This is a genomic window from Serratia sp. CY33525 (assembly GCF_052169115.1).
Taxonomy (GTDB): domain Bacteria; phylum Pseudomonadota; class Gammaproteobacteria; order Enterobacterales; family Enterobacteriaceae; genus Serratia; species Serratia sarumanii.
The window spans coordinates 478682-501949 of the sequence record NZ_JBJNLK010000003.1 but is presented as its reverse complement, the minus strand read 5'-3'; the positions used below and the strand labels follow the sequence as shown (position 1 = coordinate 501949).

The following is a 23268-nucleotide window of genomic DNA, read 5'->3' as shown; positions in this document are numbered from 1 at the left end:
ACCGTTTTTATTTGATGCGGTTCAACAACCGGCGTTATTCGCGGAACAGCGCCTCAATGCTCAGGCCCTGCATCTGCAGAATCTCACGCAGACGGCGCAGACCTTCAACCTGAATCTGACGGACGCGCTCGCGCGTCAGGCCAATCTCCCGGCCTACGTCTTCCAGCGTCGCCGCTTCATAGCCCAGCAGGCCGAAACGACGCGCCAACACTTCACGCTGTTTGGCGTTCAGTTCGAACAGCCATTTGACGATGCTTTGCTTCATATCGTCGTCTTGCGTGGTGTCTTCAGGCCCGTTGTCCTTCTCGTCGGCCAGAATGTCCAGCAGCGCTTTCTCCGAATCCCCTCCCAGCGGCGTATCCACCGAGGTGATGCGCTCATTCAGACGCAGCATGCGGCTGACGTCATCCACCGGCTTGTCGAGTTGCTCGGCAATCTCTTCAGCGCTCGGTTCATGATCCAGCTTGTGGGAAAGCTCGCGCGCGGTGCGCAGATAGACATTCAGTTCTTTGACGATATGGATAGGCAAACGAATGGTACGGGTTTGGTTCATGATCGCCCGTTCAATCGTCTGACGGATCCACCAGGTTGCGTAAGTGGAGAAGCGGAAACCGCGTTCCGGGTCGAATTTTTCCACTGCGCGAATCAGACCGAGGTTACCCTCTTCGATCAGATCCAGCAGCGCCAGACCGCGGTTGCTGTAGCGGCGGGCGATTTTCACCACCAGCCGCAGGTTGCTTTCAATCATGCGGCGGCGGGACGGCACGTCACCGCGCAGAGCACGCCGCGCAAAATAGACTTCTTCCTCTGCGGTCAGCAGAGGTGAATAACCGATCTCACCCAGATAGAGCTGCGTCGCATCCAATACGCGTTGCGTAACGCCTTGAGACAACAGCTCTTCTTCCGCTAAATCGTTCTCGCTGGTCTCTTCTTCTACCAGCGCTTTTTCATCAAACGACTCGGCCTCAGCTCCATTCTCGTCGAAATCCGCATCATCATGTAACTCGTTAACTTTCAGCGTATTTTGGCTCATATGCTGCTCCTACCCGTGATACCGCGAGCAGAATCTCAGCGTATTCTGCCCAATCTATCGCTGCGGAAGATAACGCAGCGGGTTTACGGATTTCCCCTTGTAACGAATTTCAAAATGCAAACGTACTGAACTGGTACCGGTGCTACCCATGGTAGCTATTTTTTGACCCGCCTTCACTTCTTGTTGTTCCCGGACCAGCATTGTGTCGTTATGAGCGTAGGCGCTCAGGTAATCATCATTATGTTTGATGATGATTAGATTACCGTAACCCCGTAAAGCGTTGCCTGCATACACTACGCGGCCATCGGCGGTAGCGAAGATCGGCTGCCCACGGGAACCGGCGATATCGACACCCTTATTCCCACCTTCTGATGAGGAAAAGTTATCAATAACCTTACCGTCAGTCGGCCATCTCCAGGTACTGACCGGAGCGCTGTTGCTGACGGTGCTGCTCACTGGTGGAGCGGCTTCCGGCGCGGTAACAGGCGCAGCCGCGGTCCCAACCGCTGCGGCCCCTGCTGCAGGTAACATCTTACCTACATTCTGTTTACCCGAGTTTTCAGAATACGCGTTAGTTGATTGAGAATCAACCGTTGCCGTCTGGATCTGGGAGGTGGAAGGTGGCTTCGGAACGCCGCCTTGGGTCGCGTCAGTCGTCGCCAACATACCGCCGCCGCCGTTGGCGGAACCATTACCAAGCTGAATGGTTTGGCCAACATTCAGGCTGTATGGCTCGGGAATATTGTTGCGCTGCGCCAGGTCGCGGAAATCGTTGCCGGTGATCCAGGCAATATAAAACAGCGTGTCGCCGCGCTTGACCGTATAAGTTTCGCCGCCGCTGTAACTCCCTTTAGGAATGGCGTTATAACTGCGGTTATAGACAATGCGGCCCTCTGGGCTGGCCTGCTGCGCCCCGCCATTATTATTGCCGGATGGAACGGCGCCGCCGCCCCCCACGCTGCTGATAGGGGCCGACGTTGAGGCATTGTTCGTACAACCCGCCAACCACAAACTTACCATCGTACACACCGCAACCCGGCGTAACGTAATCATTGGGCTTCCCGTGCTCATGCTTCCCCCATGACAGCAATATCAGTGATATATCCAAAATACCCTTTACATCGTAGCCGAGCTTTTGCCACTTCCCAGTTTCTGCGATGTAAAGGCGCCGCCGGCCGATCCCTGAATGCCAGGTCATCTCGCGCCGGAGCATCAAAACGCGCGCCAATGCTAACCAGATTGGCGTTGCCGCACCATAAGACAACTACGTAGAAAGGCCAATTCTAGTGAAAATTAACCTGATTGGAACGAGAAAACCTTATCCGGGCATGATGAAAGTGCAACAGATTTTGCCGACGGTCGAAAAATCAGACGATCGCTAGGCCAATTCGCCTTTCACCAGCGGCACAAAGCGCACCGCTTCTACCGCATCGACAACGAACTCGTTGCCATGACGCTGAATGCGTTTGAGAGTTTGAGCCTGCTCCCCCACCGGCAACACCAGAATACCGCCGTCGTCCAACTGTTCCACCAGCGCCTGCGGGATCTCCGGCGGCGCGGCAGTGACGATGATCGCATCGAACGGGCCGCGCGACGCCCAGCCCTGCCAGCCATCGCCGTGGCGGGTGGAAACATTGTGGAGATCGAGCTGCTTCAGGCGGCGCTTGGCCTGCCACTGCAACCCCTTGATGCGTTCGACGGAACAAACGTGTTGCACCAGATGCGCCAGAATGGCGGTCTGATAGCCGGAACCGGTGCCGATCTCCAGCACCCGCGAGGTGGGCGTCAGATTCAGCAGTTCGGTCATCCGCGCCACCATATAAGGCTGGGAAATGGTCTGGCCGGAGCCGATCGGCAATGCGGTGTTTTCGTAGGCCTTATGATCCAGCGCTTCGTCGACAAAACGCTCGCGCGGCACCGCCTCGATCGCCCGCAGCAGCTTTTCGTCCCGGATCCCCTGCTGCCGCAGCTGCGTCAGCAATGTTTGCATGCGCTTGTTCACCATTCCCCGCTAACCTCTGCTTTGGTTAACCATGTTTTCACGACTTCTTGCGCCGCGTAGGCGGTTAAATCCACCTGCAGCGGCGTTATCGCCACATAGCCTTGTTCCACCGCCGCAAAGTCGGTATCCGGCCCGGCATCAAATTTATCACCAGGCGGCCCGATCCAGTAGATATTTTGTCCGCGCGGATCCTGCTGGCAGAAGACCTTGTCGGCTGGATGGCGGCTGCCGCAGCGGGTCACGCGCAGGCCTTTGATCTCCGCCAGCGGCAGATCCGGTACGTTGATATTCAGGATTTTTCCGGTTCGCAACGGTTCGCGCTGCAGCGCGCGCAGGATGCGGCAGGTAATGACGGCGGCGGTCGCGTAGTGCCGGTGGCCGTTCAGCGACACCGCCAACGCCGGCAGCCCCAGGTGCCGGCCCTCCATCGCCGCCGCGACGGTGCCGGAATAGATGACGTCGTCGCCTAAATTCGGCCCGGCGTTGATGCCGGAGACCACGATATCGGGCGCCGGGCGCATCAAGGCGTTGACGCCAAGGTAAACGCAGTCGGTCGGCGTCCCCTGCAGCACCGCAATATCCCCGTTGGCCAGCGTCTGCGTGCGCAGCGGCGACTCCAGCGTTAAGGCATTGGAAGAGCCGCTGCGGTTACGATCCGGCGCCACAACCTGCACTTCGGCGAATTCCCGCAGTGCCGCCGCCAGCACCTGAATGCCCGGAGCGCTGACGCCGTCATCGTTACTCAGCAATATCCGCATCGCTGTCATCCTGCTGCATGATCTCGCGAACCACGCTGGTGGCGAAGCTGCCTGCCGGCAGCCAGAAGCGCAGTTCCACGGTAACGTCATCCCACCAGCTCCACCGCATATTTTGCGGCTGCAGCAGCAGGGCCCGACGAGCGGGGTCGACACGCTCGCGCTTTAAAAGCGTAAGCAATTCCGGCTGCTCCGCCAAGCATTGTTGTTCAAATGCCAACGCGCTGCCGGCGGTGCCCGGCTCGCCGTCGCCCGGCAACGTCGCGGTGACAACCAGCTCACCGGCATCCAAGCGCTGTTGCAACGTCTCCAGCTCATCGGCTTTGGCGACAAACCAGCTGCCGCGGCCGCTCAGCTGCAGGGCGTCACCTTCCAGCACGGTGCGCTGCAGGCCGTCCGCCAGGCGCCTGCTCGCGACCAGATTAAACAGCGCGCTGCGGCTGGCAGAGAGGTAAAAACTGCGCTTGCTGCGCTCTTTGACGCGAATTTCATCATTCGCCCAGCGGCGCGCCATCACCAGGTTGTTGCCGCCACGGCCGAAACGCTGGCTGCCGAAGTAGTTCGGCACGCCCTGCGCGGCGATGGCCTGCAGACGGCGCTCAACGTCCTGACGATCTGAAATCTGGCGCAGCACCAGCGTAAAGTGGTTGCCCTTCAGGTTGCCGATGCGCATTTTACGCAGGTGGCGGGCATACGAGAGCACCTCGCAGCCTTCCAGCGCAAACCGGGAGAAATCCGGCGTGTCCTTGCCCGGCATATGCAGGCAGAACCACTGTTCGGTCACCGCGTGGCGATCCTTCAAGCCGGCATAGCTGACGGAACGGGCGTGAATACCGGCGAAGCGCGCCAGATAGTCGGCCACGAACTGGGTATTGCAGCCGTTTTTGCGGATGTTCACCAGCACGTGCTCGCCTTCACCGTCCGGTGCAAAGCCCAGATCTTCCACCACCACGAAATCTTCCGGATTGGCTTTCAACACCCCGGTGCTCTGCGGCCGGCCATGCAGCCAGGTCAGATTCGCCATATCCATGCGGTTATTCCTTGATCAGCAAGGCAACCGCTTCGCAGGCGATGCCCTCACCGCGCCCGGTGAAGCCGAGCTGCTCGGTGGTAGTGGCCTTCACGTTGACGTCATCCATATGGCACTGCAGATCTTCCGCCAGGAAAACGCGCATCTGCGGGATGTGCGGCGCCATTTTCGGCGCCTGGGCGATAATGGTGATATCGAGGTTACCGAGGCGGTATCCCTTGGCGCGAATGCGTTTCCAGGCTTCGCGCAGCAGTTCGCGGCTGTCGGCGCCTTTGAACGCCGGATCGGTATCGGGGAACAGCTTGCCGATATCGCCCAGCGCCGCCGCGCCCAGCAGGGCATCGGTCGCGGCGTGCAGCGCGACGTCACCGTCGGAGTGGGCCAGCAAACCTTTGTCGTAAGGGATGCGAACACCGCCGATCACCAACGGGCCTTCGCCGCCGAATTTATGTACGTCAAAACCGTGACCGATACGCATGATGCGCTCCTTAATTGTCTAACTGAGTCAAATAGAACGCCGCCAGCGCCAAATCCTCCGGCCGCGTTACTTTAATGTTGTCCGCCCGGCCGGCGATCAGCAGCGGATGATAACCGCAATGCTCCAGCGCCGAGGCTTCGTCGGTGACGTTCGCGCCTTCATCCAGCGCGCGCTGCAGGCACTGCTTGAGCAACGGCAGCGGAAACAGCTGCGGCGTCAGCGCGTGCCACAGATCCTGCCGATCGACGGTATGGGCGATGGTTTCGCGGCCGGGTTCGGCGCGTTTCATGGTGTCGCGCACCGGCGCGGCGAGAATGCCGCCGACCTTGCTGTGTGCGGTAATCGCCAGCAGGCGCTCGAGATCGTCGGCGTGCAGGCAGGGGCGCGCGGCGTCGTGCACCAGCACCCAGTCCGCATCGCCCGCCAGATTCAGCCCGGCCATCACCGAATCCGCGCGCTGCTTGCCGCCCTCGGTGACGATCACCCGCGGATCCTGGGCGATCGGCAACTGTTCGAACTGGCGATCTTCGGGGCCGATCGCCACGATCACCCGCTCGATGCGCGGGTGGCGCAACAGGGCATGGATGGCGTGTTCGACGATACTATGCCGGCCGATAGTTAAATATTGCTTCGGGCATTCCGCCTGCATGCGGCTGCCGATACCGGCAGCGGGCAGGACGGCAATCACCGAGGGAAAGGTGCCTGCGGAGTGATTCATGCGTTATTTTTGTGCGTTGTTTTGCGAGGAAGACGCCGCGTTGCGTCTGGATTGGTCAGGAACCAGACGATAGAAAGTCTCACCGGGCTTGATCATGCCCAGCTCATTACGCGCACGCTCTTCGATCGCTTCCTGTCCGCCGTTCAAATCGTCGATTTCGGCAAACAGCTGATCGTTACGCGCTTTCAACTTGGCGTTGTTGCCCTGCTGGACCGCAACGTCTTCATTGACCCGCACGTAATCGTGAATACCATTTTTGCCCAGCCACAGTGAATACTGTAACCAACCGAGCAATGCCAGCAATAGCAGCGTAAGTTTTCCCATCTCCGCCCCCTGAAAAACCGACCAATCATCCCACAACTTCTCGTTGGACTCCACACTGAGAGCGGCATTTCAACGCCAAATTCAGAATACGGATGAAGGGTTCCCGAGTTTATAACCCAAATCCGCGGCGAAAGCGGCAAAAAAAGCCCCTTTTACCCGACGCGCGCGGCGCGTTTTCCGATGAGAGACACACTGCCCTTCCTCCATTATGCAGCAAGAATCACTGCACCGCCGCTTACCGGCCCATCGCTTACGCCACAGCAATGCAAAAAATGAATATTTACCACCATAGAAAGAATAATCCTCATGCAGTGGTTGCACTTTCATTCATTGAAGCTTATTTTTATGCACTACTAGTGCATAAATAATTCCAATGTATAACCTTTCATTATCGGGGATCGCGATGTTAAAACGTTTAGTTCTGATCGGCGCCTGCCTGGCCGCCACCTTCTCCACCGCCGCGTTGGCGGCTGAACCTACCTACGTCGTCGGCTCCGGCGGCACCTATCGGCCGTTCGAATTTGAAAACAGCCAAAAACAGCTGGAAGGGTTCGACATCGACATCATCAAAGCGGTGGCCAAGGCCGAAGGCTTCCAAATCAAACTGATCAATACGCCGTGGGAAGGGATCTTCGCCACGCTGAATTCCGGCGATCGCGATATCATCATTTCCGGCATCACCATCACCGACAAGCGCAAGCAAATGGTTGATTTCTCTGCGCCTTATTTCCCGGCCGAACAGGCCATCGTCGTGCCGCAAGACTCGACGGTCGATTCCATCGCCGCGCTGAAAGCGCTGAAGGTCGGCGTGGTGAACTCCAGCACCGGCGACATCGTGGTGTCCGATGTGCTGGGCAAAAACAGCACCGCCATCAAGCGCTTCGACAATACGCCGCTGATGCTGCAGGAGCTGTATGAAGACGGCATCGGCGCGGCGGTCGGCGACGTCGGCGTGGCCAAGTTCTATATCAAAACCCACCCTGAGAAGGCCTTCAAGCTGGTGTCCGACGCCAAGTTCGAGCGCCAGTATTTCGGCATCGCCGTCGCCAAAGGCAACGACGAACTGCGTAACAAGATTAACGCCGGCCTGAAGAAGATCGTCGCCGACGGCACCTACGCCAAGATCTACCAAACCTGGTTCGACAGCAACGTACCGACGCTGCCGGCGGAATAATCAACTGGCGCGCCTCAGCGCAGTCGGCCAGCAAATAAACAGGCGTAGCGAGCTAAGTCAGATTGGGTGCGGCCAGCGCACAGCCACCGGAGTGGACACGCAGTCCATGAGGATGGCGAGCACTGCCCAATCCCAAGATGACAACGCGCAGTAGCCTTAACACGCTTAAATAAGGATCTGATCTTGAACTTCCGCTGGGAGATTATCCAGGAATACGCGCCGCTGTTTATGGAAGGCGCCTGGATGACCATCAAATGCACCATTATCTGCGTGCTGCTGGGCACCACCTGGGGATTGATCCTCGGGCTGGGCCGTTTGGCGCAGGCGCCGCACGGCATCTGGAAACCCATACTGCATTACGGCGTTCAGTGGCCGGTGCGCATCTACATCAGCGCCTTTCGCGGCACGCCGCTGTTCGTACAAATCATGGTCGTGCACTTCGCGCTGGTGCCGCTGTTCATCAACCCGCGCGACGGCCTGCTGGTCACCAGCGGCCTGATGAGCGTCGATTTCGCCCGCGCGCTGCGCGCCGACTACGGCGCCTTTCTCTCCTGCGTGGTGGCGATCACGCTCAACGCCGGCGCCTATGTGTCGGAAATCTTCCGCGCCGGGATCCAGTCTATCGACCGCGGCCAAATGGAAGCTTCGCGTTCGCTGGGCATGAGCTACGGCAAGACCATGCGCCAGGTGATCCTGCCGCAGGCCTTCCGCCGCATGCTGCCGCCGCTGGGCAACAACGCCATCGCCATCGTCAAGGATTCGTCGCTGGCCTCCGCCATCGGCCTGGCGGATCTGGCCTATGCCGCCCGCACCGTCTCCGGTGCCTACGCCACCTACTGGGAGCCCTACCTGACCATTTCGCTGGTCTATTGGGTCATCACCTTCCTGCTCTCGCTGCTGGTGCAACACATGGAAAAGAGGTTCGGTAAAAGTGATTCGCGTACATAACCTGCAAAAACAGTTCGGCGAGAGCCACGTGCTGCGCGGCATTTCCTGCCGGATCGCCGCCAACGAAGTGGTATGCGTCATCGGCCCTTCCGGCTCCGGGAAGAGCACCTTCCTGCGCTGCATCAACGCGCTGGAAACGCTCTCCGGCGGCGAGATCGAGGTCAACGGCTTCGCCGTCCACGATCAGAAAACCGACCTGAACAAGATGCGTGAAAGCGTGGGCATGGTGTTCCAGCGCTTCAACCTGTTCCCGCACATGACGGTGTTGGAAAACATCATCATGGCGCCGGTGAGCGTGAAGAAACGGCCGCGCGCCGAAGCCATCGCGCAAGCCGAACAGCTGCTGCGCAAGGTCGGCCTGCTCGACAAGATAGACGCCTACCCCAACAGCCTGTCCGGCGGCCAACAGCAGCGGGTGGCCATCGCCCGCGCGCTGGCGATGGAGCCGAAGATCATGCTGTTCGACGAACCCACCTCCGCGCTCGATCCGGAGCTGGTGGGCGAAGTGTTGGCGGTGATGAAGTCCCTGGCCCACGAGGGCATGACCATGGTGGTGGTAACGCATGAAATGGGCTTTGCCCGCGAGGTGGCCGATCGGGTGCTGTTTATCGATCAGGGGATCATTCAGGAGGAAGGTACGCCGCAGCAGATCTTCAGCCATCCGGCCAATCCGCGCACTCAGGCGTTTCTGAGCAAAGTTTTGTAACCTTCGGCACCGCTTTGCAATCCTTCGGGCGCCGGCATCGGCGCCCGCTCTCTTACCACCCGGTCAGGAAGCTGAACACCAGCCAGAACAGGCACAGCACGATGGCGCCGGTCAGCAGCAGCGTCAGGATCAGACGACCGCGCAACAGCATGCTGAGGGTGATGCCGATCAGCACCGACAGCGGCATCAGCGCCAGGAAGAACGGCCAGGTATAGAGCAGGAAAAACAGCGTGTTGGAACCGTAAACCAGAAACGGCAACGCGAACGCCAGCCAGTAGAAAACAAAGCCGCTGACGCCGCCCAGGAAAGAATAAGAAGGCTCCTCTCTCTCCTGTTTTGACTGCTTGGAGTCGATCAAGATAGGCGTGACATTTTGCATAGTGATCCCTGGTTATTCGGCTCGCTCTGCGGCGGCTTAGAGTAAAAAGCGCATGGCGAAAAACGCCACACGCTTTTTTTGAATTCAGGGTTTGATAATAGCCTGACCACGCAACACGTCTAACAATTGCGCAATCAAATTTGTTACCAATTGTTGGCCATCGAGGTGGATTTCCGGCTGCTGCGGCGCCTCGTAAACCGCGTCGATGCCGGTGAAGTTGCGCAGCTCGCCGGCGCGCGCTTTTTTATACAATCCCTTCGGATCGCGCGCCTCGCAGATCGCCAGCGGCGTGTCGACGAACACTTCGATAAAGCGATCGTCGCCGAGCATTTCGCGCACCATCTGCCGCTCGGCGCGGTGCGGCGAAATGAACGCGGTCAGCACCACCAGCCCGGCATCCACCATCAGTTTGGCCACTTCCCCCACCCGGCGGATGTTCTCGCGCCGATCTTCGTCCGAGAAGCCGAGATCGCGGCACAGGCCGTGGCGCACGTTATCGCCGTCCAGCAGATAGGTGCTGACGCCGAGCCCGTGCAGAGCCTGCTCCAGCGCGCCGGCGACGGTGGATTTGCCCGAGCCGGACAGCCCGGTAAACCACAGCACCGCGCCGCGATGGCCATTGCGCGCTTCGCGATCCGCGCGCGTCACCGCGTGCGGATGCCAAACCACGTTCTCATCGTCCGGCCCGGTCGCCTTCAGTTCAGCGGCCACCTTATCGGCCACCGAGCAGATCGCGTGCGCCCCAGTGCGGGAAGTGCTTGCGCACCAGCGCATTCAACTCCAGCTCGAAAGCGCTGAACTCGCCGCGCGCCGCCGATGCGGCCTGCAGCGTTTCACGCACCAGACCGGCGCCCACCGTGACGTTGCTCATGCGATCGATGAAGATCAGCCCGCCGGTGTCGTGATTGCTCTGATAGCTGTCCAGCACCAGCGGCTCGTCGAAGGTCAGCTCCACCAGGCCGATGCCGTTAAGCGGCAACGTGTCTGCCGGGTGCTGCGCCAGCGTATTGATCTCCACCTGATGGCGGATACTCTCCACGCGGGCGCGGGTCTTTTTACCGGCGATCTTGATGTCGTAGCTCTGGCCCGGCACCAGCGGCTGCTCGGCCATCCATACCACGTCCACCAGCGCGCTCTGCGCCGCCTGCAGGCTTTCGCCGGCGTCGACCAGCAGATCGCCGCGGCTGATGTCCACCTCATCCTTCAGCACCAGCGTAATCGCCTCGCCCGGCACCGCCTCTTGCAGATCGCCGTCGAAGGTCACGATGCGCGCCACGCTGGACTCCACGCCGGAAGGCAGCACCTTGACCCGTTGCCCCACCCGCACCACGCCGGCGGACAGCGTGCCGGCATAGCCGCGAAAATCGAGGTTCGGGCGGTTGACGTACTGCACCGGGAAGCGCAGCGGCTGGTTTTCTCGCTCGCTGACCACGTCCACGCTCTCCAGCACTTCCAGCAGCGTCGGGCCGCTGTACCACGGCATATGGGCGCTTTCGCTCGCCACGTTGTCGCCGTCCAGCGCCGACAGCGGCACGAATTTGATGTCCAGATCGCCTGGCAGCTGCTGGGCGAAGGTCAGGTAATCCTGTTTGAACTGCTCGAACACCGCTTCCTGGTAGTCCACCAGATCCATCTTGTTCACCGCCACCACCAGATGGCGAATGCCCAGCAGGGTCGCGATAAAGCTGTGGCGGCGAGTCTGGTCCAATACCCCTTTGCGCGCGTCGATCAACAGGATCGCCAGATCGCAGGTGGAGGCACCGGTGGCCATGTTGCGGGTGTACTGCTCATGCCCCGGGGTATCGGCGATGATAAATTTGCGTTTTTCGGTCGAGAAATAGCGATAGGCCACGTCGATGGTGATGCCCTGCTCGCGCTCGGCCTGCAGGCCGTCCACCAGCAGCGCCAGATCGAGCTTCTCGCCCTGGGTGCCGATGCGTTTGCTGTCGCTGTGCAGCGTCGACAGCTGATCCTCGTAGATCTGGCGGGTATCGTGCAGCAGGCGGCCAATCAGGGTGCTTTTGCCGTCATCGACGCTGCCGCAGGTCAGAAAGCGCAGCAGGCTCTTGTGCTGCTGCGCGTGCAGATAGGATTCGACGCCGCCCTGGTCGGCGATTTGTTGTGCGATTGCGTTGTTCATCCGGCGGCTCCTTAGAAATACCCTTGACGCTTTTTCAGCTCCATCGAACCGGACTGATCGCGATCGATCATCCGCCCCTGGCGTTCACTGGTGGTGGAGACCAGCATCTCTTCGATGATCTCCGGCAGGGTTTGCGCCTGCGAGTCCACCGCGCCGGTCAGCGGCCAGCACCCCAGGGTGCGGAAACGCACCATGCGCTGGCTGATCACTTCACCCGGCTGCAGATCGATGCGATCGTCGTCCACCATCATCAGCATGCCGTCGCGCTCCACCACCGGGCGAGGTTTCGCCAGGTACAGCGGCACGATGTCGATCTTTTCCAGGAAGATGTACTGCCAGATATCCAGCTCGGTCCAGTTCGACAGCGGGAAGACGCGGATGCTCTCCCCTTTGTTGATCTGGCCGTTGTAGTTGTGCCACAGCTCCGGCCGCTGGTTTTTCGGATCCCAGCGGTGGAAGCGATCGCGGAACGAATAGATGCGCTCTTTGGCGCGCGATTTCTCCTCGTCGCGCCGCGCACCGCCGAAGGCGGCGTCGAAACCATACTTGTTCAACGCCTGCTTCAGGCCCTCGGTCTTCATGATGTCGGTATGCTTGGCGCTGCCGTGCACAAACGGGTTGATGCCCATCGCCACCCCTTCCGGGTTTTTATGCACCAGCAGCTCGAAGCCGTACTCCTTCGCGGTGCGATCGCGGAATTCGTACATTTCGCGGAACTTCCAGCCGGTATCGACGTGCAGCAGCGGGAACGGCAACGTGCCGGGGAAGAACGCCTTGCGCGCCAGATGCAGCATCACGGAAGAGTCTTTACCGATGGAATACAGCATCACCGGGTTGGCGAATTCAGCGGCGACTTCACGGATGATATGGATACTCTCCGCCTCCAATTGCCGCAAATGAGTGAGTCGTTTTTCGTCCATAACAGATCCTTAAAAGCCTTGCCTATGCCAAATTCACGACGGCCGGGCGCGCGGCCCCTTCCGTCTGCGATTGATGCCCGAACCAGGCGATTTGATGGTGCAGTTCCACCACTTCGCCAATCACCAGCAGCGCCGGCAGCGGCGCCCGTTGGGCCAGATGTTCCAGTTGATCCAGCGTGCCGATCTGCACCTGCTGATCGGCGCGCGTGCCGCGGCTGATCACCGCCACCGGCGTATCGGCAGCGCGGCCGTGGGCGATCAGGCGTTGGCTGATGTCCGCCGCCTTCATGGTGCCCATGTAGATAGCCAGCGTCTGCCGCGCCCGGGCCAGATCGGCCCAGTCCAGGCCATCGCCGTCGGGGCGGCAGTGGCCGGTGATAAAGGTCACGCTCTGCGCGTGGTCGCGGTGCGTCAGCGGAATGCCGGCGTAGGCGGTCGCCCCCGCGGCGGCCGTGACGCCCGGCACCACCTGAAACGGAATGCCGGCGGCGGCGGCCACCTGCAGCTCTTCGCCGCCGCGGCCAAAGATGAACGGATCCCCGCCCTTCAGGCGCACCACGCGTTTGCCCTGCTGCGCCAGCTCCACCAGCAGCCGGTTGGTCTCTTCCTGGATCACCGAGTGCGCGCCGGCGCGTTTGCCCACGCAGATGCGCTCGGCGTCGCGGCGCACCAGATCGAGGATCTCGCCGCTGACCAGGTGGTCATACAGCACCACGTCCGCCTGCTGCATCACCTGCAGCCCGCGCAGGGTCAACAGCCCCACGTCGCCCGGCCCGGCGCCCACCAGGGCTATCTCGCCCTGCACGCCTTCATCGCCTGCGGCGAAGCTTTGCAAATCCTGCTCCAGCTGCCGCTCCGCCTGCGCCGTCTGGCCGTTGGCCACCAGCGTGGCGAAACGGCCGCCGAAGGCTTTCTCCCAGAAACGACGACGTTCGCCGATCGAGGCCAGCCGCTGTTTGGCCTGGCCGCGCCAGCGGCCCGCCACCTGCGCCATCTGCCCCAAACTGGCGGGCAGCAACGCCTCCAGCTTTTCGCGCAGCAACCGCGCCAGCACCGGAGCCTGGCCGCTGGACGACACCGCCACCACCAGCGGCGAGCGATCGATGATCGACGGGAAGATGAACGAACAGCGCGGCTGATCGTCCACCACGTTGGCCAACACCCGGCGTTTATCCGCCTCGGCGAACACCGCGGCATTCAGCGCGTTGTCGTCCGTGGCGGCGATCGCCAGAAACACCTCGTCCAGCTGTTGCGGGTCAAAGGTTTTCCCCAGCCAGAGCAGTTGCCCTTGCTGACGTTGTTGTTCCAGTTCCGGTGAGAGCGACTGCGCAACTATCCGTATTTCAGCCCCGGCGCGCTGAAGCAGATCGACTTTGCGCGCAGCCACGTCACCGCCGCCAACGACCAGCACCGGACGTTGTTTCAGGTCGGCAAATATTGGTAGATAGTCCACAACAGCCTTTTCATATAACAGAAAGATAGTGTGACTATACGGGCTGAGATTTAGCCTCTGAAATGACGAAAAGGAATGATTAGTTCCTTTATGGAATATAGGCCGCAACGCCAGAGGCAAACGGTGATAACTGCGGCGACGGTTTGCGCATTCGCGCGAAAATTAAGAGACGGGGAAATTGTGTAATGCCGCCCGGCGTCTCATACTGGGTGCCGAAGAAAAATGATCGGCAGCGCCGATAGCAAAGAAGGATTTTTCGGTATGTTTTCCCGTTTTTACCTGAAGACCAGCCTGCTGGCCCTCGCACTCGGCGGCGTCTTCAGCGTTTGTGCCGCACAGCCCGCAAAAGACGCGCCAATGGGCCGTTTCGCCGCCGAACAGACCCGCCACATCGCCACTTACTTCCCCGGCCGCATGGCGGGCAGCCCGGCCGAATTGCTCACCGCCGACTACCTGAAGCAGCAGTTCAGCAAGATGGGTTATCAAAGCGATATTCGCAGCGTCAACACGCGCTATCTCTACACCAGCAAAGACGGCAAGAAGAATTGGAACAACGTCACCGCCAGCTCGGTGATCGCCGCCCGCAACGGCGACAGCCCGAAACAAATAGTGATTGTCGCCCACTTCGACACCTACACGCCGCAGAGCGACGAAGACCTGGATAACAACCTCGGCGGCCTGACGCTGCAGGGCGTCGACGACAACGCCTCCGGCATCGGCGTGATGCTGGAACTGGCGGAGCGCCTGAAAAGCATCCCCACCGCCTACGGCCTGCGCTTCGTCGCCACCAGTGCCGAAGAGATCGGCTCGCTGGGCGCACAAAACTACCTGCAACGCATGAGCGCGGAAGAGAAAAGCAACACCGTGCTGGTGATCAACCTCGACAGCCTGATCACCGGCGATCGTCTGTACTTCAACGCCGGGCGCAACACGCCGCCGCAAATGGCGAAACGCTCCCGCGATCGCGCGCTGGATATCGCCCACCGCTACGGCATCGCCGCCGCCAGCAATCCGGGTAGCGCCCAGCATCCGAAGGGCACCGGCTGCTGCTCCGATCAAGAGGTGTTCGACGCCGCAGGCATCCCGGTGCTGTCAGTGGAGGCCACCAACTGGTCGCTGGGCGACAAGGACGGCTACCAGCAGCGCGCCGTCAGCCCGCACTTCCCGCAGGGCATCACCTGGCACCGCCCGCAGTATGACAACCTGCAGTATCTGGATCGCTATCTGCCGGGGCGGATCGACAAACGCAGCCGCGAAAGCGTGCAGATCCTGCTGCCGCTGATCAAAGAGCTGGCGCAGGCGCACCCGCCGAAAGCACAGAAGAAAAAGTAGTCCGCAAAAAAACAGGGCCCAGCACTGCTGAGCCCCGTCATGTTGATCGCGCCGTTTAGCCTTCGTGCAGGCCGCACTCGCGCTTCAGGCCGAAGAAACGCGTCTCTTCCTCGCTCATGCCCGGCTCCCACTTCTGGGTGGTGTGGGTATCGCCTACCGACAGGTAGCCCTGCTCCCACAGCGGGTGATAGCTCAGCCCATGTTCGGTCAGGTACTGGTAAATCTTGCGGTTGTCCCAGTCGATGATCGGCAGGATCTTGAACACCCCGCGCTGCACCGCCAGCACCGGCAGATTGGCGCGGCTGCCGGACTGCTCGCGCCGCAGGCCGGCGAACCAGCTCTGCGCCCCCAGCGTCTCCAGCGCGCGGTTCATCGGCTCGACCTTGTTGATCTGGTTGTACTTCTCAATCCCTTCCACGCCCTGCTCCCACAGTTTGCCGTAGCGCGCCTCTTGCCAGGCGGGAGACTGTTCGGCGCGGAACACCTGCAGATTCAGCTTCAGCTGGTCGGTCAGTTGATCGATAAAGCGGTAGGTTTCCGGGAACAGGTAACCGGTGTCGGTCAGGATCACCGGGATATCCGGCCGGATGCGCGTCACCAGGTGCAGGCATACCGCCGCCTGAATGCCGAAACTGGACGAGAGTACGAACTCGCCGGGCAGATGCTCCAGCGCCCATGCAACGCGCTGTTCGGCGCTGAGGGTCTCCAGTTGGCCGTTGACCACCGCCAATGCCAGCGCCTGCCCGGATTTGGGCAACGCGTTCAGCGCCGCCAGATCGAATTCAGCCATGTTGTCTCTCCTGCTACTTGAAATTACCTGTGCGGCCCCTCTGCCCCAGGGGCCGCCCGGCCTCACTCCCAGAAATCTCGCGCCGGATCCAGCACCGGTTTGACGATGCCCGCGCGGATGGTGAAGTCGCCGAAGCCTTCGCCGGCGTTGCGCTCCTTCGCCCAGCGCCCCACCAACAGGTCGATCTCGCTCAGGATCTCGTCTTCGTTGATGTTCTCGCGGTACATGCGCGGAATGCGCGTGCCTTCGCGGTTGCCGCCCAAATGCAGGTTATAGCGGCCGACCGCCTTGCCCACCAGCCCCAGCTCCGCCAACAGCGCGCGGCCGCAGCCGTTTGGGCAGCCGGTGATGCGCAGCACGATATGCTCGTCACCCACCCCGTGCCGATGCATGATCCCTTCCACCTTGGTGACGAACTGCGGCAGGAAGCGCTCGGCCTCCGCCATCGCCAACGGGCAGGTCGGGAACGATACGCAGGCCATCGAGTTCTTGCGTTGCTCACTGATCTCGTCGTCGATCAGGCCATGATCGCGCGCCAGGGCTTCGATCTTCGCCTTCTCGCTTGCCGGCACGCCGGCGATGATCACGTTTTGGTTCGCCGTCAGACGGAAGTCGCCTTTATGGATCTTGGCGATCTCCGCCATGCCGGTCTTCAGCGGGCGCCCCGGATAGTCCAGCAGGCGGCCGTTCTCGATAAACAGCGTCAGGTGCCATTGATCGTCGATGCCCTTCACCCAACCGATGCGATCGCCACGGCCGGTGAATTCATACGGCCGGATCGGCGCGAAGGTGATGCCGGCGCGCTTTTCCACTTCGGCGCGGAAAACGTCCACCCCGACGCGCTCCAGCGTGTATTTGGTTTTGGCGTTCTTGCGATCGGTGCGGTTGCCCCAGTCGCGCTGCGTGGTCACCACCGCTTCCGCCACCGCCAGCGTATGCTCGAGCGGAATGTAGCCGAATTCGCTGGCCTGGCGCGCGTAGGTTTTCTTGTTGCCGTGTTCGATGGACAGCCCGCCGCCCACCAGCAGGTTGAAGCCTACCAGCTTGCCGTTTTCGGCGATCGCCACGAAGTTCATGTCGTTGGCGTGCAGATCGACGTCGTTCTGCGGCGGGATCACCACCGTGGTTTTGAATTTGCGCGGCAGGTAGGTCGGCCCCAGAATCGGCTCTTCGTCGGTGGTGGCCACCTTCTCCTGATCCAGCCACACCTCAGCGTAGGCGCGGGTGCGCGGCAGCAGGTGTTCGGAGATCTTCTTCGCCCACTCGTAGGCTTCCTGATGCAGCTCGGACTCCACCGGGTTGGAGGTGCACAGCACGTTGCGGTTAACGTCGTTGGCGGTCGCCAACGCGTCCAGCCCCAGACGGTTCAGCAGCTGGTGCACCGGTTTGACGTTGCCTTTCAGAATGCCGTGAAACTGGAACGTCTGGCGGTTGGTGATGCGAATGCTGCCGTACAGCGTGCTCTCCTGCGCGAACTTGTCGATGCCCAGCCACTGCTGCGGGCTGATGATGCCGCCCGGCAGGCGGCAGCGCAGCATCATGGCGTGGCGCGGCTCCAGCTTCTGCTCGGCGCGTTCGGCGCGAATATCGCGGTCATCCTGCTGGTACATGCCGTGAAAACGGATCAGCAGGAAGTTGTCGCCGTTGAAGCCGCCGGTCAGGCCGTCGTTCAAATCTTCGGCGATGGTGCCGCGCAGGAAGTTGCTCTCCTTCTTCATGCGCTCCGCATCGGCCAGTTTGCCTTCGACTACCAAAGGCCCGGGGTGTTTATCACTCATCAGTAAACATCTCGCTGATAACGGCGCTCAAGGCGCAGCTCACTTAAAAATTCATCCGCCTGCTCGGTATCCATGCCACCGTGCTCGGCCACCAGTTCCAGTAATGTGTTTTCCACGTCTTTCGCCATGCGATTGGCATCGCCGCAGACGTAAATGTGCGCGCCTTCCTGAATCCAGCGCCACACTTCCGCGCCCTGTTCGCGCAGTTTGTCTTGTACGTATATTTTATGTTGCTGGTCGCGGGACCAGGCCAGATCGATGCGGGTCAGCAGGCCGTCTTTCACGTAGCGCTGCCATTCGACCTGATACAGGAAATCTTCGGTGAAGTGCGGGTTGCCGAAGAACAGCCAGTTTTTGCCGCTGGCGCCGTCGGCGTCGCGCTGCTGCATAAAGGCGCGGAACGGCGCGATGCCGGTGCCCGGGCCAATCATGATCACCGGCGTTTCCGGGTTGGCCGGCAGGCGGAAGTTGTCGTTGTGTTCGATAAACACCCGCACGTCGCCGTCTTCCTCCAGGCGATCCGCCAGGAAGCCGGAGGCGCCGCCGCTGCGGGCGCGCCCGTCGATGTCGTAACGCACCACGCCCACGGTGATGTGGACTTCGCTTTCGTTCTCCGCCTGCGAAGAGGCGATGGAGTACAGACGCGGCGTCAGCGGGCGCAGCAGGCCGACCAGCTGTTCGGCGCTCAGATCCGCCGGCGCCTGACGCACCATGTCGACGATCGGCGTGTTGTGCGCGTACTGCTGCAGCGCAGCTTTATCCGCCAACAGGCCGATCAGCGTTTCGTCGCGCGACAGCGCGGCGTATTTATCGACGATCGGCGTGGTGTTCTGCGTCAGCTCGAAATGGCTGCGCAGCGCCTGCGCCAGCGGCAGGGTTTGCCCTTCCACCTCGACCGGCTCGTCGCCTTTCAGCCACAACAGCTGCACCAGTTCGTCCACCAGCGCCGGATCGTTGTCGAACCATACGCCGAGCGCATCGCCCGGCTGATAGCGCAGGCCGGAGTCGCCCAGATCGATCTCGATATGGCGCACGTCTTTATCCGACGCGCGGCCGGTAATTTTCTGATTGACCGCCAGCTGGGCGGTAAGTGGTTGTTCCTTGCTGTACGGGCTGCTGTCGATCAGATCGACCGCGCCGCTGGCCAACACGCCCGGTGCGGCGCTTTCCGCCGGCGCGCGCGCCTTCAGCACCGACACCACCTGCTTGCGCCAGGCGGCGGCCAGTTCCTGGTACTCCACGTCGGCGTCCACACGCTCCACCAGGCGCTCGGCGCCCAGCTCGGCCAGCTTGCCGTCGAAATCCTTACCAGACTGGCAGAAATTCTCATAAGAGGTGTCGCCCAGCCCGAACACCGCAAAAGCGGTGTCATTCAGCTTCGGCGCCTTCTTCGAGAACAGGAATTTATGCAGCGCCACCGCTTCTTCCGCCGGCTCGCCTTCCCCCTGCGTAGAGGCGACGATCACCAGCAGGCGCTCTTGAGCTATCTGCTTGAACTTGTAGTCGCCGGCGCTGATCAGCGTGGCGCTCAGATTGGCGGCCAGCAGATCGTCGCGCAGCTGCTCCGCCAGGCGGCGCGCATTGCCGGTCTGCGAAGCGGAAATGATGGTGATGCCGGCGGCAGCCGCAGGGGCGACAGGCGCAATGGCCACGGCTCCGGGCTGTTGATTGACCATGCCCCAAAAATAGCCGGACAGCCACGCCAGCTGCGTCGGCGAATAGTCGCCGATCGTCGCCTGCAAGCGCGCCAGCTGTTCGGGCGTCAGCGGGAGCAAAGATGTTGGAGGAGCCTGAGTCGTCATTGCTGTACTTATTTCCTATACTTAGCGCCTTTCCTGCCAGGCGCGCGCCAGTGTCAGTCGCTGTCTCTTCGCTGCGTCGGGTGTGCGGAAAAGATCAGGAGAGTTTGTAAGGTTACCGAGCAGAATAGCAACGATTAAATAAGGGATAGCAATAAATCATAACCAAAATGACTAAGCTGTTTTTCCGGTAAGGGATAACGCTTAAACCGTTAAACAAAGTTTTTTATCCAGATGAAATTAAAGCGCTTTTTTTCATCGTTTTTTCACCGTTCAACATTTCGGCTCATTACCCCAGCCGATAGGTGCCGCAAACACCAAACAAAAAAAGTGTTAACCGGGCGCGGTTATCGCGGCGCTAGACCATAACGGTATAAATGGCAAGCAGACGCGCTTTCCGGTACTATGCGGCGGTTTTTGAGTCAATGAGGCCGTAATAATGGCAACCACGCTGTTTAAAGATTTTCAGTTTGAAGCCGCACACCGTTTGCCCCACGTGCCGGAGGGCCATAAGTGCGGCCGTCTGCATGGGCATTCGTTTATGGTGCGTCTGGAAGTGACCGGTGAAGTGGATCCCCACACCGGTTGGGTGATGGATTTCGCCGAGCTCAAGGCTGTGTTTTCCCCGATCTGGGAGCGGCTGGATCACCATTATCTGAACGATATTCCAGGATTGGAAAATCCCACCAGCGAAGTGCTCGCCGCCTGGATTTGGCAGCAGCTCAAGCCCCAGTTGCCGGAACTGACTGCGGTGATGGTGAAAGAGACCTGTACTGCGGGATGCGTATATAAAGGTTAAAAGAAAGGGCGCCCAAGGGCGCCCTGATTTTAGGCGATGTTCAGATACTTGTGGGTCTGCATCGACAGCCGCCAGTTGCGCGCGATGCAGGTTTCGATGCACAGGCGGGTCGCCTCTTCTTTCTGGCTGATCGGCTGCAGCGCGATAATGCGCGCCTTGTCGTCCTGCAGCGTCGCCAGCAGCGCGTCCAGCGCCTCGATGTCGCGCTCGCGCGCCACCGGATGCTTCACCTCGTCGGCGCGCCGCAGCGCCTGATCCAGCACCTTCATGCCGCCGCGCATATTCACCTTCGGCGAAACCGTCACCCAGGTGTTGGCGGAACAGCGCACCTCGTGGGTGCCGCTGGTCTCAATCTGGCAGCCGTAGCCATGCTGTTCGAACAGCTCGGTCAGCGGTGTCAGATCGTAGATGCAGGGTTCGCCGCCGGTGATCACCACATGGCGCGCGGTGTAACCTTGTTGGCGCATCACCGCCAACAGCTGCTCGGCGCCGGCATTGCCCCAGGCGTCGCTTTCCTCTGTTTTGACCAGGATCCGTTGCAGGTCGACTTCCCGATTGGCTTCCTTTTCCCAGGTATGTTTGGTATCGCACCAACTGCACCCTACCGGGCAGCCCTGCAAGCGGATAAAAATGGCCGGCACGCCGGTGAAAAAGCCTTCGCCCTGCAAGGTTTGGAACATCTCATTGATCGGGTACTGCATCGGTTTCTCAATCTGGAAAAGTAAAAAGCGATTATCGCAGATTCCGGCCCGGCGACCAAACGGCCAACATTGTATTAAATTTTATTCTCCGCGCCGCCGCCAGCATATCTCACCACCCACGGCGTTCATTTAATTTGTGAGTCGGGCTTTGGCCTTTCATTCACGGTGTAACCTGCTTCGCAAAAACAACATTTATTTAACGCATAAGATAAATATATTTGACATAAAGCGCCGACGCGCAGATGTATATACAAGCAAACACAAGCCGAGCGTCAGTTTCGGCCACGTTCCATCCATCACGACTACATCTGCGTTTAGAGGGTGCCATGACTCATTCCACCAGCGAGTTGAACATTCAGCAGGCCATCGACGACAGCAAGTTTTCGCTGTTTCACTGGACCCTGATCATTCTCGGATTCCTGATCCTCGCCATCGACGGTTTCGATACCGCCGCCATGGGCTATATCGCCCCCTCGGTCGCCAAAGACTGGGGCATCGTCAAACAGGATCTGGGGCCGGTGCTGAGCGCCGCGCTGCTGGGGCTGTCGCTCGGCGCGCTGATCGCCGGGCCAATCTCCGATCGCATCGGCCGCAAGCGCGTGCTGGTGTTTTCCTGTCTGTTCTTCGGCCTGTCGAGCCTGGCCACCGCCTACGCCGGCTCGCTCAATAGCCTGACGCTGTGGCGTTTCCTCACCGGCCTCGGGCTGGGAGCGGCGATGCCCAACGCCATCACGCTGATCTCCGAATACGCGCCGCAGCGCTGCCGTTCGCTGGCGATCAACACCATGTATTGCGGTTTTCCGCTGGGCGCGGCCGGCGGCGGCGCCATTTCATCGTGGCTGATCCCGAGCTACGGCTGGCACAGCGTGCTGCTGCTCGGCGCCATTGCGCCGCTGGCGTTGACGGTTTTGCTGATCCTGCTGCTGCCGGAATCAGTCAAATACATGGTCAACCGCGGGCAGGATGCGGCGAAGATCAAGCGCATCGCACAGCGCTTCGTCAGCCAGAGCCTGGATGGCGTGACGCGTTTTTACCTGTACGAAGAGAAGCTTACGCACACCAAGACCAGCGTCGGCCTGCTGTTCAGCCGCCCTTACCTGCTCGGCACGCTGATGCTGTGGCTGACCTACTTTATGGGGCTGGTAATCTACTACGTGTTGCTGAGTTGGATGCCGATCCTGATGCAGGGGCTGGGTTACCAGCTGGAGCAATCGGCGATGCTCACCTCGCTGTTCACCTTCGGCGGCACGCTTGGCATCCTGGTGGCCGGCTGGCTGATGGATCGCTGGAACGCGCATAAGGTGGTCTCGAGCGGCTTTGTCGCCACTGCCCTGCTGATCGTGGCGATGGCGACCGAGGACAAACACATCGTGCTGCTGGGCGCCTTCATCTTCCTGATGGGCGTCACCATGAACGGCGCGCAGTCCGGGCTGCAAACGCTGGCGGCCACCTTCTACCCCACCCACAGCCGTGCCACCGGCATCGCCTGGATGCAGGGCATCGGCCGCTTCGGCGGCGTCGCCGGCACCATGATGGGCGCCCAACTGCTGGCGATGCAGTGGGAGGTGCAGAGCATCCTGATGTTCCTGTGCGTGCCGGCGCTGATCGCCGCCATCGCCACGGTATGCAAAATGAGCCGCAAACCGACGCTACAACCGGCGGCCTGACCCTGGCAAGCCCGCCACCGACGGCGGGCTTTTTCCCTGCGGCGATAGGGTTTGTTTATCCCCTGGCCGCAACTGTAATCAGTCTGTAAAAATATTGTGACTAGCCGCCCAAAAATGAGTCATTTTTAATTCATTTTTGCCGAACAGCTCACTTTTCTCCGGCTTTCCATACATGAAGCCGGCGATAAAAAATCGCATATCAAACTGATATAAAAAGAAAATAACTTTTTCTTATGCCACTTTTAAGCGGCAACTGGTCAGTGTTGCATATGCTTGTACATACAAGTATATGTTAATAAACCCTACGCATTGTTATGCCGTGGTACTCATCCCCCACCGCGG

At 60.4% G+C, this 23268-nt stretch carries 23 protein-coding genes; 6 read left to right on the top strand and 17 right to left on the bottom strand.

The genetic code is table 11. The annotated features are described in order from the left end of the window. Nucleotides 1–34: 34 nt before the first annotated feature. The 8 genes from rpoS to ftsB form a co-directional block, all read right to left on the bottom strand. Nucleotides 35–1033: an RNA polymerase sigma factor RpoS gene (rpoS, locus tag ACJ8IM_RS11040; RefSeq protein ID WP_004932578.1), complete on the bottom strand. Its 999-nt coding sequence runs from the start codon at nucleotides 1031–1033 to the stop codon at nucleotides 35–37. 54 nt (nucleotides 1034–1087) lie between these two features. Then, nucleotides 1088–2086, bottom strand: a complete 999-nt coding sequence (nlpD, locus tag ACJ8IM_RS11035) for a murein hydrolase activator NlpD (RefSeq protein ID WP_033652940.1) — start codon at nucleotides 2084–2086, stop codon at nucleotides 1088–1090. 325 nt (nucleotides 2087–2411) lie between these two features. Further along, nucleotides 2412–3038 carry a protein-L-isoaspartate(D-aspartate) O-methyltransferase gene (locus tag ACJ8IM_RS11030; RefSeq protein WP_033637164.1) on the bottom strand — a complete coding sequence of 209 codons (627 nt, stop codon included), beginning with the start codon at nucleotides 3036–3038 and terminating at the stop codon, nucleotides 2412–2414. Then, nucleotides 3032–3793 carry a 5'/3'-nucleotidase SurE gene (surE, locus tag ACJ8IM_RS11025; RefSeq protein ID WP_033637163.1) on the bottom strand — a complete coding sequence of 254 codons (762 nt, stop codon included), beginning with the start codon at nucleotides 3791–3793 and terminating at the stop codon, nucleotides 3032–3034. The genes ACJ8IM_RS11030 and surE overlap by 7 nt, the downstream gene beginning before the upstream one ends. Continuing rightward, nucleotides 3774–4820, bottom strand: a complete 1047-nt coding sequence (truD, locus tag ACJ8IM_RS11020) for a tRNA pseudouridine(13) synthase TruD (RefSeq protein ID WP_033649256.1) — start codon at nucleotides 4818–4820, stop codon at nucleotides 3774–3776. The genes surE and truD overlap by 20 nt, the downstream gene beginning before the upstream one ends. Nucleotides 4821–4824: 4 nt before the next feature. Beyond that, nucleotides 4825–5298 (bottom strand): 2-C-methyl-D-erythritol 2,4-cyclodiphosphate synthase, encoded by a 474-nt coding sequence (ispF, locus tag ACJ8IM_RS11015; protein WP_004932594.1) that lies wholly within the window; start codon nucleotides 5296–5298, stop codon nucleotides 4825–4827. 10 nt (nucleotides 5299–5308) lie between these two features. Further along, nucleotides 5309–6016: a 2-C-methyl-D-erythritol 4-phosphate cytidylyltransferase gene (gene ispD, locus ACJ8IM_RS11010; protein WP_033649254.1), complete on the bottom strand. Its 708-nt coding sequence runs from the start codon at nucleotides 6014–6016 to the stop codon at nucleotides 5309–5311. Nucleotides 6017–6019: 3 nt separating this feature from the next. Beyond that, nucleotides 6020–6340 (bottom strand): cell division protein FtsB, encoded by a 321-nt coding sequence (ftsB, locus tag ACJ8IM_RS11005; protein ID WP_016929043.1) that lies wholly within the window; start codon nucleotides 6338–6340, stop codon nucleotides 6020–6022. Nucleotides 6341–6743: 403 nt separating this feature from the next. Between ftsB and ACJ8IM_RS11000 the strand changes: the two genes are divergently transcribed. The 3 genes from ACJ8IM_RS11000 (at nucleotide 6744) to ACJ8IM_RS10990 (ending at nucleotide 9168) form a co-directional block, all read left to right on the top strand. Beyond that, nucleotides 6744–7514, top strand: coding sequence for a basic amino acid ABC transporter substrate-binding protein (locus ACJ8IM_RS11000; RefSeq protein WP_033637160.1), 771 nt, complete (start codon nucleotides 6744–6746; stop codon nucleotides 7512–7514). Nucleotides 7515–7694: 180 nt separating this feature from the next. Continuing rightward, complete coding sequence (locus tag ACJ8IM_RS10995) at nucleotides 7695–8462, top strand: amino acid ABC transporter permease (protein WP_086556831.1); 768 nt, start codon at nucleotides 7695–7697, stop codon at nucleotides 8460–8462. Beyond that, complete coding sequence (locus ACJ8IM_RS10990; RefSeq protein ID WP_033637159.1) at nucleotides 8446–9168, top strand: amino acid ABC transporter ATP-binding protein; 723 nt, start codon at nucleotides 8446–8448, stop codon at nucleotides 9166–9168. Before ACJ8IM_RS10995 ends, ACJ8IM_RS10990 begins: the two co-directional genes overlap by 17 nt. Nucleotides 9169–9220: 52 nt before the next feature. Here ACJ8IM_RS10990 and ACJ8IM_RS10985 read toward each other — a convergent pair whose 3' ends face one another. From ACJ8IM_RS10985 to cysG, 5 genes are all read right to left on the bottom strand, one after another. Next, nucleotides 9221–9547, bottom strand: a complete 327-nt coding sequence (locus tag ACJ8IM_RS10985; RefSeq protein WP_004932611.1) for a DUF3561 family protein — start codon at nucleotides 9545–9547, stop codon at nucleotides 9221–9223. 84 nt (nucleotides 9548–9631) lie between these two features. After that, on the bottom strand, nucleotides 9632–10321 hold the full coding sequence (gene cysC, locus ACJ8IM_RS10980) for an adenylyl-sulfate kinase (protein WP_080289883.1): 690 nt from the start codon (nucleotides 10319–10321) through the stop codon (nucleotides 9632–9634). After that, nucleotides 10260–11687: a sulfate adenylyltransferase subunit CysN gene (cysN, locus tag ACJ8IM_RS10975; protein ID WP_033652939.1), complete on the bottom strand. Its 1428-nt coding sequence runs from the start codon at nucleotides 11685–11687 to the stop codon at nucleotides 10260–10262. Before cysN ends, cysC begins: the two co-directional genes overlap by 62 nt. An 11-nt stretch (nucleotides 11688–11698) precedes the next feature. Further along, a complete protein-coding gene (cysD, locus tag ACJ8IM_RS10970; RefSeq protein WP_004932620.1) occupies nucleotides 11699–12607 on the bottom strand; it encodes a sulfate adenylyltransferase subunit CysD in 909 nt (302 codons plus the stop codon). Between the two features lie 22 nt (nucleotides 12608–12629). Beyond that, on the bottom strand, nucleotides 12630–14060 hold the full coding sequence (gene cysG / locus ACJ8IM_RS10965) for a siroheme synthase CysG (RefSeq protein WP_033652938.1): 1431 nt from the start codon (nucleotides 14058–14060) through the stop codon (nucleotides 12630–12632). Between the two features lie 261 nt (nucleotides 14061–14321). Here cysG and ACJ8IM_RS10960 point away from each other — a divergent pair, with 261 nt between their 5' ends. Further along, a complete protein-coding gene (locus ACJ8IM_RS10960) occupies nucleotides 14322–15392 on the top strand; it encodes an aminopeptidase (RefSeq protein ID WP_033649282.1) in 1071 nt (356 codons plus the stop codon). A 55-nt stretch (nucleotides 15393–15447) separates the two neighbouring features. On the opposite strand, the gene ACJ8IM_RS10955 is transcribed toward ACJ8IM_RS10960, so the two are convergent. The 3 genes from ACJ8IM_RS10955 to cysJ form a co-directional block, all read right to left on the bottom strand. Beyond that, a complete protein-coding gene (locus ACJ8IM_RS10955) occupies nucleotides 15448–16182 on the bottom strand; it encodes a phosphoadenylyl-sulfate reductase (RefSeq protein WP_016929052.1) in 735 nt (244 codons plus the stop codon). Between the two features lie 62 nt (nucleotides 16183–16244). After that, nucleotides 16245–17960: an assimilatory sulfite reductase (NADPH) hemoprotein subunit gene (cysI, locus tag ACJ8IM_RS10950; RefSeq protein WP_033652937.1), complete on the bottom strand. Its 1716-nt coding sequence runs from the start codon at nucleotides 17958–17960 to the stop codon at nucleotides 16245–16247. Next, entirely contained in the window at nucleotides 17960–19762 is a 1803-nt protein-coding gene (gene cysJ / locus ACJ8IM_RS10945) for an NADPH-dependent assimilatory sulfite reductase flavoprotein subunit (RefSeq protein ID WP_033652936.1), read from the bottom strand. The genes cysI and cysJ overlap by 1 nt, the downstream gene beginning before the upstream one ends. Before the next feature lie 436 nt (nucleotides 19763–20198). Here cysJ and queD point away from each other — a divergent pair, with 436 nt between their 5' ends. Further along, nucleotides 20199–20558 carry a 6-carboxytetrahydropterin synthase QueD gene (gene queD, locus ACJ8IM_RS10940; protein ID WP_004932638.1) on the top strand — a complete coding sequence of 120 codons (360 nt, stop codon included), beginning with the start codon at nucleotides 20199–20201 and terminating at the stop codon, nucleotides 20556–20558. Nucleotides 20559–20587: 29 nt separating this feature from the next. Here the strand turns inward: queD and queE are convergent, their stop codons facing one another. Continuing rightward, entirely contained in the window at nucleotides 20588–21259 is a 672-nt protein-coding gene (queE, locus tag ACJ8IM_RS10935; protein ID WP_033652935.1) for a 7-carboxy-7-deazaguanine synthase QueE, read from the bottom strand. A gap of 326 nt (nucleotides 21260–21585) precedes the next feature. Between queE and ACJ8IM_RS10930 the strand changes: the two genes are divergently transcribed. After that, a complete protein-coding gene (locus ACJ8IM_RS10930) occupies nucleotides 21586–22926 on the top strand; it encodes an MFS transporter (RefSeq protein WP_033637149.1) in 1341 nt (446 codons plus the stop codon). Nucleotides 22927–23268: the final 342 nt, after the last annotated feature.